The sequence below is a fragment of the Apibacter sp. B2912 genome (assembly GCF_009827835.1).
Taxonomy (GTDB): domain Bacteria; phylum Bacteroidota; class Bacteroidia; order Flavobacteriales; family Weeksellaceae; genus Apibacter.
In genome coordinates this window covers 47,901-60,093 of record NZ_WINV01000001.1, presented here as the reverse complement: position 1 = coordinate 60,093, position 12,193 = coordinate 47,901, and the positions used below count along the sequence as shown (strand labels likewise).

The window sequence follows — 12,193 nt, the reverse complement described above, 5'->3', positions numbered from 1 at the left end:
CAGTTAAATCACTGCTTATTTTTTTATAATTTATCTATTTTGTTTTAATCATCAATTTCACAACCTTGAATTCGATATTGATGTTTAAATTTTTCTGCCCATTTTTTCCATTCTTCCGGTTTTATTTTTTGATTATTATCATTTTTCAAAAATGATAGGATGTAATCTTCTGAAAAATCCTTAGGAAAGTTTTGCATGGGATCAAATTCATCATTATACCATTTTTCATTGATTAGATAGTTATATTTATTTACATCGAAATTAAATCCATATTTATGATAAGAATTAGTTGCCGATGAAGTGAAAGTTGTTTTCATAACCTCCTCATTCATTTGAGCGATTAGATTTTTATTATGTTTATTTTTTCTAAAATACATTGCTGCATTTAACAATTGTTTTTTTTCATTAACACCATCTATATCATACCATATTTTAAGCCAATACTCTTTTTTATACATTCCCATAAGAATTGAATTAAGTATCCAATATTTTGCTCTAGTACTATTATTTGCTAATTTTAATCTATATAATATACTGTAAAATTTATATTTATTATAAAAAAAAGATTTCATAATAAAATAGGGTGCCGTTATAAGTTTTGGACAAATTGAAGATATGTAGGAGTTAATTTTAAATTGTTCAAATTTATGATATTCTATAAAATTATGATTTCCCAACCATCCAAGTCTGAGTAAAGAAATATTTTCTTTATTCATTATTTCATTTAATTCATTTACATTTATTTTTTTAGTAAACCAAACATCCTCTTCAGTAATTATAAAATAAGGAGTTGATTCTTTAACTGAGTTTATCCAAAGTTGAGTAGGAATTTTAAAACCATTTATATCTTTTCCTGAGCTTAAATTTTCTTTAATTGCTTCTTCTTTTTCTTTATAATTTTCAGATTTTATAATTTTAATAAATGGATATTTATTTTTTATTTTGTTTAGATACTTTTCAGGTGTTCCATCATCTAAAACTTTGATAGTATAATCTCCTATAACATATTTCTGAATGCTAGTTAAACATCTATCAAGGTAAAAAGGACGATTGAAAGACTTAATTAATATATCCATGGTTTATAATTTTGAATAAAATTTATATAAAAAAGTAAAAATATATTTATTTTTAGAAAAAAGGAAATAAAGTAAATATTTAATTGAAATAGAATAATTGTTACGATATTTTTTTACTAAAAATTTTAATTGATCTGCATCTTTTCTGTAAAAACAAATTTTCATGGCATATAACAAATCATTTTTATTAATTGGAAAATCTATATCTTCTATATTAATAAATGATTGTGGATTAAACCTATCATAACTGTCTTTACCATTATCTAGACTTTCTCGATAAAATTCACGGGCTTTATTGATAAACAACCATTGTACCAGCCTGTTTTTAGTTTTTGACAGTGAATGATTGGTTTGTCTGTATGAAATTAAAGTATCAGGTATATTTACAATTTTTTTACCTTCTGAAAATAACCGTAAAATGAGATCATAGTCTTCCGTATAAATCATTTTTTCTCGATAAAAAACTTTTTCATTTCTAAACATTATAGAAGAATGATAGAATAAATTGTTTTTGAGAATGTTTCTTTTTAATTCATGATAATCGGTTAAAGCTATAAAATCATTACAAATAGTATTGTTTTCATCAATTATATGAGCACTGCTGCCTATTAAAAATACATCCGGATTATTCTCCAGAAATTCAACTTGTTTTTCTAATCGATTGGGTAATGCAAGATCATCAGCATCTAATATGGCCAAATATTTACCTTTAGCATTTTCAATTCCGATATTACGGGATTTTATAACAAATAGGTTTTTATCGTTATTAATAAGTTTGATTCGGGAATCTCTTTTACAAAATTCTTCTACAATTGATTGAGTTCTATCGGATGAGCCATCATTAATAACCAGCAATTCAAAATTTGTATACGTTTGATTGATCAATGATTCAATTGATGCAGATATATGTTTTTCTGCATTGTAAGCAGCCATAATAACTGATACGAGGGGAGTCATAAAATTATATATAAATACAAAAGTAAAATATTTTTAATTAAACCGTGTATAGCGGCTTTTTTTTAATAAAAAGGTTTTGGAAATTCATTCTTACGTCAACTATAGGATAACAGAACAATAAATGAATATTGATTATTAAAAATGTAAATAAAATTCGATAAAGTATTAATAATTAATTTAATAATTTGAGTTAAATTCAAAGAAAATTTTTAATTTAGCAAAAAATTTAGGGCGTTCATATATAATAGAGATTCTGATAATTAAAGCTCAGGTTTTTATAACTGTATGTAGTGCACCTGAATATAACTTTTTTAAAGTTTAGTGTTTTAATTAATTCAGAAAAAAAATAAAAAGATCATGGTACAAATTCTCTTTAAGATGGTGTTAGTTATTATGGATTACATAATGTCAATGTTCAGTTAATTAGAAAATTATATACATGTGAAAAGTTCAGTTAATGTAAATTAACTGAACTTTTTAATTATTTTTAATAAGTAATCAAATTATGAAAAAATTACTAGGAAGGTTAATGCTGTTAGTAATGGGATGGAAATTTAAAAATGAAGTGCCTGTTAATGAATTAAGAAAATGCGTATTAATTTGTGCTCCCCATACCTCGAATTGGGATTTATATTATTGTTTAGCCAGTTTTTGGTGTTTAAAAAGTCCTTATAAAGTAATGATTAAAGATGCTTATACCAAGCCATGGTATGGATTCTTTTTCAAAGCACTCGGATGTTTAGGAGTCGATCGAAGTCAATGGAATAATTTGGTTCAGTATTCATCGGAACTAATTAAAAATTCTGATTCGATGGCTTTAATAAATACTCCGGAAGCCACTCGCTCCCGTGCCTTACAATGGAAAAAAGGTTTTTACTATATAGCTAAGCAAGCGAACGTTCCTATTGCTCTAGCCTATGCCGATTATAAAAACAAAGTAACCGGTGTTTCCAAATTAATTTATATTGGCAATCAAACGATTGAAGAGATATTTGACCAAATAGAAGACTTTTATAAACCGGAAATGGCTAAATTTCCTGAAAACTATAATCCTAAAATTTATTAAATTAGATTATCTAAATTCTTAGGTATAAAAATATTTTTTGACTTCTTATATTGCCGAAACAAGCCGGCAACTTTAAGATTTTATTTGTAAAAATCAGATTTCAGGCAAGAAAATTTTGTTTATAAATATTGCCTGCAATTTTGATGGATATATAACATATATCAACGTTATGGATGATCGTAATAATACTCATAATCTGGATAATTGCACCGCATTAAAAGTCATTAATTTCTATGTACTTCCGCATTATATAGAAGAACCTTTTACTGATTTTGTGCAGCAAATCTATATGATGTTTAGAGGATAACATAGAACTGTCCCTATCAATAATCAACAGAGCTTAATTGTTGATAACAATAATTATACGATTGTCTGAACGATACATTCAAACAATATATAAATTTAATTACATGTTTGATCTTGAGGACAGACTTTATACAATTCAAAATTTAAAATGAACGTTGCATCTTTACTGTTTATATAATTGGATTCTCTACCGTATGCCAATCGAGAAGGCACGATAATTAAACCTTGTAATACATGGTAAAGGTCATTTTTAGATTTATTAGTTGGCTTAAAATCCTTTAAACCGTCAACAATACCTTTAATCACATAATAGTTTTCACTTTGAATTGTATCGTTTTTGGGCTTTTTGTAAAAGAAAGGGTCTTCTTGTGCAACCCCTGAATTATCAATTGTGCTTGATGAAGTATTCAAGGTTGAATATCCATTACCTCCTTCAGTAGCAACAAAATATTTTAATGAATAATGAATAAGTATATTGTTTTTACCGTCAGCTATATTGGAGGTGTTTATGCCCTTATCTGCCTTCGGATTTTTAACGACCCAGTATCCTAAAGGAGATTTTATTGCATTTTTACTCAAAGGCTCTTTATCAGTTGGAGTAACCGTATCAGAAAATTTGGTTACTTTCCCAAGCTCATCAAAATAATAGTTATTTAAAAAATTAACAATAGCCATATCATCAGCTGTATTTTGCTCATCAACGGATAAGATTGAGGCATTATTATCATCGCTCCCACACGAAACAAAAAATAAAAGTGAAAAGATACAGGCGGCTAAAAGGGATTTTTTAATCATGTAAATAAAATATGTTAATTTAGTTGCTAATTTACGATTAAATTTAATTTTAAAGACCAATTTTTTCAACCAATGAGAATAGATAAATTTTTATGGTGTGTGCGTTTCTATAAAACGCGGGCAATTGCCACCGAAGAATGTAAGAAAAATCGAGTATTTTTAGATGATGCTCCCTTGAAGCCTTCAAAAGAAATATTAGTTGGTGAAACATATAAAATTAGAAAAAATCAGATTGACTATACGATCCAAGTTATACAAATTCCTCCCAATCGGGTAGGAGCAAAACTGGTTCCTTTATATATTAAAGACCTGACAGATCCTGAACAGATTGAAATGATGAAATCAAGAACACAAATGCAAAACTATTATAGACAAAAAGGGTTAGGCAGGCCCACCAAAAAGGATAGGAGAGAGTTAGACGATTATACTCTGGAATGGGATGATGAATAAATACACTAAAAGTTTATTTAGTATTTTTTAGTACGGTAATGATTTCATTGCTTATTTCTTCCGGAGTTTTTTGGTTAACCGCTATCTTATAAGCTGCCGACTCATAAAATGTTGAACGTTCAAATAAATGCTTGGCAATAAATTCCGGTAAAGATTCGTCTTCTAAATGAGCAATAAGAGGGCGGTGTTCTTTTTCTTTACTTAACCTTTTTGCCAATTCCGAAGCATTCATTTTTAAATAGAACGAGAAGCTTTTTTCTTTGATCTTATCCATGTTGCGATGATAAATGGGAGTACCTCCTCCTAAACTCAACACTATATTGTCACCATTTAATAATTCATTCAGATAAAAATTTTCTTTTTTACGAAAATAAATTTCTCCATGGATGGAAAAAATTTCTTGAATGGACTTATTTTCTTGAACTGAAATATACTCATCTAAATCAATAAATGTTATGTTGAGAGATTTCGCAAGATATTTGCCAACAGTAGATTTTCCACTTCCCATATAACCCAATAAAGAAATAATCATACGTTCAGATTTTTTACAAATATCATATTTTTTTATCAAATATATTTGCATACCCAAAAAAAGTCATTATATTTGCACTCGCTAAACGAAAATGCTTAGCAAACACTAAATAAAGACCTGGTAGCTCAGTTGGTAGAGCACAACACTTTTAATGTTGGGGTCCTGGGTTCGAGCCCCAGCCAGGTCACAATCTATTCAAAGAATAGATTATATATACATTTAGGGAGACCTGGTAGCTCAGTTGGTAGAGCACAACACTTTTAATGTTGGGGTCCTGGGTTCGAGCCCCAGCCAGGTCACATTTTGAAAATTCGCGCTTGAGATTCTCAAGCTTTTCTTGTTTATGACTCCGTAGCTCAGTTGGTAGAGCAATTGACTCTTAATCAATGGGTCGAGAGTTCGAGCCTCTCCGGGGTCACTTAAAAATCAATGAGTTACAAATTTTTTGTAGCTCTTTTTATTTCGCGTACGTAAACAAATCATAAACATCTCCTTTTTTTTCGTATATGCCTTGCTAATTTATAAGCATTTCTTCATATTTATTTAAGGTTATGATCAAAACTTGAACCTTGATTGCATATTTTTATTTTTAAAATTACGAAAACTTTAATTTAAGCCATAAACTTATATTTTTTAAAATTTTCAAAGTAAATATCTGAATAGTGTTGATAATTCAACCAATTAAATTATAAATTCAAAATGATTTACTTTTTGGTGTAATGGTATAAAAAATAAAATTAATTACATATTTATAGAGGATTTCATATATAATGGTGTTTTTTCATTATTGCAAAACTTAAGTTTTAAAAAGTTAATTGTAAATTATTTTATAGAGAAATTCCTAAAATATAGTGTTTTTATGATTATATAAAATAAAAAATTGGATGGATAGTTATTTATATGAATTTCTATATAAATATGCGATAAGATAAAATAATAATTTAACTATATAATTTTATTATATCAAAAATATTATTCTGATAAAAATATAAAGCGTATTCTTTTGCTTCATTTGCGTATTAATTTTAATTCAAATAAGAATTTCATTGGTAAAATAATAAGTTATTAATAAAAATTATAAATTATTTAATAAAGAATATAAAATAATTGAACAATAAACCGTGATAAAAATTAATTTAACACAATTTAAAATTTAATAATATGCTTAAATTTATTCTGTAACAATGTATATTGTAGTAAAAATATTTTATATTCGCATTTTAAATTTTTAAAATAAAAATAATAATATGAAAAAAAATGTACTTATTGTTTTAGTCGGAATCTTTATCAGCTCACGAGTTTTCGCTTTAGATCATCAACCTGAACAAGAAATTCAATTAAAAAAAAGCTTAGTAGCTTCCGCTAACTCAAATTATGATTCCATGGATGTCTTTGGGATCATGACTTTTCTTATGCAATATTCGGATCTATCCAAAAAATGGAATTATGAATTGGTTGGCTTAAGTTGGAACGAAATGTCGGAAGCTATTTATGGTAGTCCGGATAATGTTTTAAGTAAATTATCTTATTTATTTACATGGAAAGAAATAAATAATAGTAAAGTTTTACAAAAATTAAATTTAAATAGTAAATCATTTAGCGGAGTTTTTGAAGGGAAATATTTTAAGAATTTAGAATATTTATCTTGCTCATCTAATAAATTTAATGATCTAATCTTAACGAGTAATAATAAATTAAAAGAGCTTAATTGTTCTAATAATTTAATAAATAAACTGAATATTACCAAAAATACTAATTTAGTTTATTTAAATTGTTCAAAAAATTTATTAGAAAATTTGGATCTAACGAAAAATTATTATTTAAAAGAATTGAATTGTAATAATAATAAATTGAATACAATAGATGTATTTAAAAATGTGAATTTGACTGTTTTATCTTGCGATAATAATTTCCTGAATAATTTAGATGTTTATAGAAATTTTAATTTAAAAGAATTAAGTTGCAGTAATAATCAATTATCTAATGTAAATGTATACTATAATTCAAGTTTAATTAAATTAAGTTGCGCATATAATAAATTAACTACATTAAATGTTACGAAAAACATTAAATTAGAGAATTTGTTATGCTATAATAATCAGATAAAATCCATAGATGTAACCAATAATGAAAATCTTAAAGAATTAATAATTTATAATAACCGGTTAAATGACTTAGATGTAACTTATAATGTTAATTTAATTACGTTATATTGTTCTTCCAATCAGTTATCCAAGTTAGATGTATCTAAGAATAGTAAATTAAGAAATCTTTATTGTCATTACAATCAGTTAACTTCATTAAATATATCTAATAACTCAAATTTAGATCTTTTATATGCTTATTACAATCAACTCAAATTTTCCACTTTACAAGGAAATTTTCTTAAAATTAAAGATAATTATATAAATCCGCAATCCATAATAAAAGGAGGAACGAAAGGTTTTCTAGAATTAATTGATCTATCCTCTGAATATATAATTAATGGTAAAAAAACCTCATTTGTATGGTTAGATAGAGCAACTAATAAAAAAGTGAATATTTTTGCATCTAACGGTATGTTTTATGCCGGACCCGAAAATATTGGTAGAACTTTAATTTGTTATATGGAAAATGATTTTATTCCCGGATTTAAACAGGAATATGAAGTTACAATTTCAAATTCTATGATTCTTACAGCTAAAAATATGAATGCTTCTATACCTGAAGGTTTCAAAATGGTAGGAGTAAATGAAGATTTATTAAATTCTTTCCATGTTTCTCCCAATCCTTTTATAGACAACCTTAAAATTAATACATCATCTAAAGTTCAATCCGCAGATATATATAATTTTTCCGGTAAAAAAGTAAAAAGAATACCAATTATTAATAATAACATAATAAATTTAGAAGATCTCATTGCTGGAGCTTATTTTATAATATTTAAAACAGATCAAGGGTTTGTATCCAAAAAAATCGTAAAAAAATAATATAAAAAATAAAAGAATAAAAACCTGCTATGTATAGCAGGTTTTTTTTATAAGAAAAATATTGCGTTAGATATTGAAAGCGATAAATTTTTTTATTAAAAATAGAATTATTTAAAATAATTTATAGAATAAATAATTAAATATTTATTTTTAAATAAGGTTAAAATTAAAATAAATACATTAAATTAGCATATATAAATAATAAAAAATAAAAAAATGTTATGAAAAAAAATCTACTTTTTATTTTATTGTGGTGTTTTATTGCAACACCACTGTTGGCAACAATTGATATTTCTAAACAAGAAAATTACTTGAGAGAACATTTTGTAGCATCCACAACCACCAATTATGATGCGATGGATGTATATGGAATATTGAATTTTTTTATGCAATATTCGGAAAGTGAAAAAAAATGGAATTATGAACTGGCGGGGTTAACCTGGGAAGAAATGGCTAAAGCTATTAATGGTAATCCGGAGGTTATTTTTACAAAATTATCCGGTAAATTTGGTTGGAAAAATATCAATGGTTTAAAAGTTTTAACTCAATTAAATTTAAACTACAAAAATTATAATGGAGTTTTCAATGGCAATTATTTTAAGAACTTAGAAACATTATATTGTACTGGCAATCGATTAACTACTATAGATGTAACTAAAAATGTTAATTTGAAAGGTTTATATTGTAATTCGAATCAATTAACAACCTTGGATATCTCTAAAAATCTTGATTTAACATATTTAAATTGTTCTTCCAATCAATTAACAACCTTGGATATCTCTAAAAACGTTAATTTGAAAGAATTATATGGTTATTCCAATAAGCTAAAAGCCTTGGATGTATCTAAAAATGTTAATTTAATGCTTTTAAATATTTATTCAAATCAACTAACAACCTTGGATGTATCTAAAAATGTTAATTTATTAGTTTTAAAGTGTTTTTCGAATCAATTAACAACCTTGGATATATCTAAAAATGTTAATTTGTATAGTTTAAATTGTAATTTCAATCAATTAACAACCTTAGATGTCTCTAAAAATAGTAAACTAACATTTTTAGATTGTTATTCCAATAAGCTAAAAGCCTTAGATGTCTCTAAAAATGTTAATTTGACAGATTTATATTGTTATTCCAATCAATTAACAACTTTGGATGTCACTAAAAATGTTAATTTAATAACATTACATTGTAATTTGAACCAATTAACCACCTTAGATGTCTCTAAAAATGTTAATTTAACCACATTAAATTGTTATTCCAATCATTTAACAACCTTGGATGTCTCTAAAAATGTTAATCTACTATACTTATATTTTAGTGATAATAAGATAGCCCAATTGCTTATTCCGAAAGTTCATAAGATAAATGAATTAAGTGGAATAAATAACAATTTAAAATTATCCACTTTAGAAGGGAATTATCTAACAATTAAATCTATAACATTAACCCCACAAGCAACGCTTCAAGGAGGGGCTAAAGGTATTTTTGAATTGATAGATTTATCATCAGAATATGCTATTGATGGAAAATATACCACCTATACCTGGTATGATAAAACAACTCAACAAGAAGTCGGTGTCTTTGCGCTAAAAGGTAAATTTTATGCCGGTCCGGAAAATGCAGGCAAAACTTTAATTTGTAAAATGAAAAATGAATTAATTCCAGACTTTGTTTTAGAATATGAAGTAACGATAAAAAATACCGTATCATTTGCTTCAAGAAATATAAATGAAAACATACCGGAAGGATTTGTATGGGTGGGTCCACAAAAAAGTGAAACAGAATCAATACAACTAACACCAAATCCGGTAATAGATATATTAAAAATAAATACAGCAGCAAAAGTAACATCAGTGAGTGTTTACAATTATGCTGGAAAAGAAGTTAAAAGATATCCAAGGATAATAAATAATGAATTGGATTTACAAGATTTACCGGCGGGAAATTATATAGTAAATATAGATACCGAAATAGGGGCATTATCCAAAAAAATTATAAAAAAATAATTTAAACAAAAATAAAGTAAAAAACTTGCTTTTTAGCAGGTTTTTTTTATGAGAAAATAGCTCATATAAATTAAAGGTGATAAAATTTTTTTATTGAAAATAGAATTATTTAAATAATTTATAGAATAAAATTTAAATATTTTTTTCTTGAATAAGGTTAAAATAAAAATAAATATATTAAATTAGCATAATTAATATTTATAAATAAAAAAATGTTATGAAAAAAAATCTACTTTTTATTTTATTGTGGTGTTTTATAACCACACCACTGTTGGCAACCGTTGATATTTCTAAACAAGAAAATTACTTGAGAGAACATTTTGTAGCATCCACCACCACCAATTATGATGCGATGGATGTATATGGAATATTGAATTTTTTTATGCAATATTCGGAAAGTGAAAAAAAATGGAATTATGAACTGGAGGGGTTAACCTGGGAAGAAATGGCTAAGGCTATTAACGGAGATCCGGAGGTTATTTTTACAAAATTATCCGGAGTATTTACATGGAAAATTAGCAATAATTTTAAAGTTTTAACTCGATTAAACTTAACCAACAAAAAATTTAATAGAGTTTTTGATGGAAGATATTTTAAGAACTTGGAAAATTTATACTGTTCAAATAATCAATTAACAACTATAGATGTCTCTAAAAATGTTAATTTGAAATATTTATTTTGTTATTCGAATCAATTAACAACTATAGATGTCTCTAAAAATGTTAATTTGAAAGAATTATATTGTTATTCGAATCAATTAACTGCCTTGGATGTCTCTAAAAATGTTAATTTACAAGTATTATCTTGTAATTCCAATAAGCTAAAAGCCTTGGATGTGTCTAAAAATGTTAATTTAACTCAGTTGCAATGTCATTTGAATCAATTAACAACTATAGATGTCTCTAAAAATGTTAATTTAACATATTTAGAATGTAATGACAATCAATTAAGGACCTTAGATGTCTCTAAAAATGTTAATTTGAATAATTTATATTGTGGTTCCAATCAGTTAACAACCTTGGATATCTCTAAAAATGTTAATTTAATATATTTTACTTGTTATTCCAATCAATTAACAACCTTGGATATCTCTAAAAATGTTAATTTAACATATTTAAATTGTTATTCCAATAAATTAACAACTTTGGATGTATCTAAAAATGTTAATTTAATATATTTATATTTTTATAACAATAAGATAGCTCAATTGCTTATTCCGAAAGTTCATAAGATAAGTTATTTAGATGGGTACTATAACAATTTAAAGTTATCCACTTTAAAAGGGAATTTTCTTACAATTAAATCTTTAAAATTAAGTCCGCAAGCAACGCTTCAAGGAGGAGTTAAAGGAATTTTTGAAGTGTTGGATTTATCATCAGAATATAGTATTGATGGAAAATATACCACCTATACCTGGTATGATAAAACAACTCAACAAGAAATCGGCGCTTATGCACTAAAAGGTAAATTTTATGCCGGTCCGGAAAATGCGGGTAAAACTTTGATCTGTAAGATGAAAAATGAATTAATTCCAAATTTTGTTTTAGAATATGAGGTAAAGATTAAAAATACCGTATCATTTGCATCAAGAAATATAAATGAAAACATACCGGAAGGATTTGTATGGGTAGGCCCTCAAAAAAATGAATCAGAATCAATACAACTATTTCCAAATCCGGTAATAGATGTATTAAAAATAAATACTGCAGCTAAGGTAACATCAGCAAGTGTTTACAATTATTCAGGAAAAGAAGTTAAAAGATATCCAAGGGTAATAAATAATGAATTGGATTTACAAGATTTACCTGCGGGAAATTATATCGTAAACCTTACAACCGATCAGGGAATACTTTCTAAGAAAATTATTAAAAAGTAAATTATAATAATTAAAGAACCTGCTTAAGAGCAGGTTTTTTTTATGTAAGTATAGAATTAATTATTTACAACTAAAGACTGTATACAAAACCACTTCGTTAAAAAGAAATATCTGTTATAATTCGTATATATTGCTGTTTATCTTTTATGTTTATCAACGC

At 26.0% G+C, this 12,193-nt stretch carries 10 protein-coding genes and 3 tRNA genes; 9 read left to right on the top strand and 4 right to left on the bottom strand.

Translation table 11 applies throughout. The features are described 5' to 3' along the window. Positions 1 to 44: 44 nt before the first annotated feature. Together GFV01_RS00280 and GFV01_RS00275 are read right to left on the bottom strand one after the other, a co-directional pair. Positions 45 to 1,076, bottom strand: a complete 1,032-nt coding sequence (locus GFV01_RS00280; protein ID WP_160563968.1) for a glycosyltransferase family 2 protein — start codon at positions 1,074 to 1,076, stop codon at positions 45 to 47. Between the two features lie 3 nt (positions 1,077 to 1,079). Further along, on the bottom strand, positions 1,080 to 2,033 hold the full coding sequence (locus GFV01_RS00275; protein ID WP_160563966.1) for a glycosyltransferase family 2 protein: 954 nt from the start codon (positions 2,031 to 2,033) through the stop codon (positions 1,080 to 1,082). Between the two features lie 505 nt (positions 2,034 to 2,538). Between GFV01_RS00275 and GFV01_RS00270 the strand changes: the two genes are divergently transcribed. Further along, the gene (locus GFV01_RS00270) at positions 2,539 to 3,099 is read left to right on the top strand and encodes a 1-acyl-sn-glycerol-3-phosphate acyltransferase (protein WP_160563964.1); all 561 of its coding nucleotides are present in this window, start codon (positions 2,539 to 2,541) and stop codon (positions 3,097 to 3,099) included. 169 nt (positions 3,100 to 3,268) lie between these two features. After that, positions 3,269 to 3,406 (top strand): hypothetical protein, encoded by a 138-nt coding sequence (locus GFV01_RS00265; protein ID WP_160563962.1) that lies wholly within the window; start codon positions 3,269 to 3,271, stop codon positions 3,404 to 3,406. A gap of 95 nt (positions 3,407 to 3,501) precedes the next feature. On the opposite strand, the gene GFV01_RS00260 is transcribed toward GFV01_RS00265, so the two are convergent. After that, on the bottom strand, positions 3,502 to 4,200 hold the full coding sequence (locus GFV01_RS00260) for a hypothetical protein (protein ID WP_160563960.1): 699 nt from the start codon (positions 4,198 to 4,200) through the stop codon (positions 3,502 to 3,504). 72 nt (positions 4,201 to 4,272) lie between these two features. On the opposite strand from GFV01_RS00260, the gene GFV01_RS00255 reads away from it, so the two are divergent. After that, complete coding sequence (locus GFV01_RS00255) at positions 4,273 to 4,650, top strand: RNA-binding S4 domain-containing protein (protein ID WP_160563958.1); 378 nt, start codon at positions 4,273 to 4,275, stop codon at positions 4,648 to 4,650. Positions 4,651 to 4,663: 13 nt separating this feature from the next. Here the strand turns inward: GFV01_RS00255 and GFV01_RS00250 are convergent, their stop codons facing one another. Beyond that, complete coding sequence (locus GFV01_RS00250; protein WP_160563956.1) at positions 4,664 to 5,182, bottom strand: shikimate kinase; 519 nt, start codon at positions 5,180 to 5,182, stop codon at positions 4,664 to 4,666. A 114-nt stretch (positions 5,183 to 5,296) separates the two neighbouring features. Between GFV01_RS00250 and GFV01_RS00245 the strand changes: the two genes are divergently transcribed. From GFV01_RS00245 to GFV01_RS00220, 6 genes are all read left to right on the top strand, one after another. Beyond that, positions 5,297 to 5,369, top strand: a tRNA-Lys gene (locus GFV01_RS00245). Between the two features lie 39 nt (positions 5,370 to 5,408). Further along, positions 5,409 to 5,481 (top strand) — tRNA-Lys (locus GFV01_RS00240). A 46-nt stretch (positions 5,482 to 5,527) separates the two neighbouring features. Then, a tRNA-Lys gene (locus tag GFV01_RS00235) sits at positions 5,528 to 5,600 on the top strand. An 829-nt stretch (positions 5,601 to 6,429) separates the two neighbouring features. Next, entirely contained in the window at positions 6,430 to 8,151 is a 1,722-nt protein-coding gene (locus GFV01_RS00230; RefSeq protein ID WP_160563954.1) for a T9SS type A sorting domain-containing protein, read from the top strand. Positions 8,152 to 8,372: 221 nt separating this feature from the next. Continuing rightward, positions 8,373 to 10,157, top strand: a complete 1,785-nt coding sequence (locus tag GFV01_RS00225; protein WP_160563952.1) for a T9SS type A sorting domain-containing protein — start codon at positions 8,373 to 8,375, stop codon at positions 10,155 to 10,157. A 217-nt stretch (positions 10,158 to 10,374) separates the two neighbouring features. Then, positions 10,375 to 12,033, top strand: coding sequence for a leucine-rich repeat domain-containing protein (locus GFV01_RS00220; RefSeq protein ID WP_160563950.1), 1,659 nt, complete (start codon positions 10,375 to 10,377; stop codon positions 12,031 to 12,033). The last annotated feature ends 160 nt before the right edge of the window (positions 12,034 to 12,193 follow it).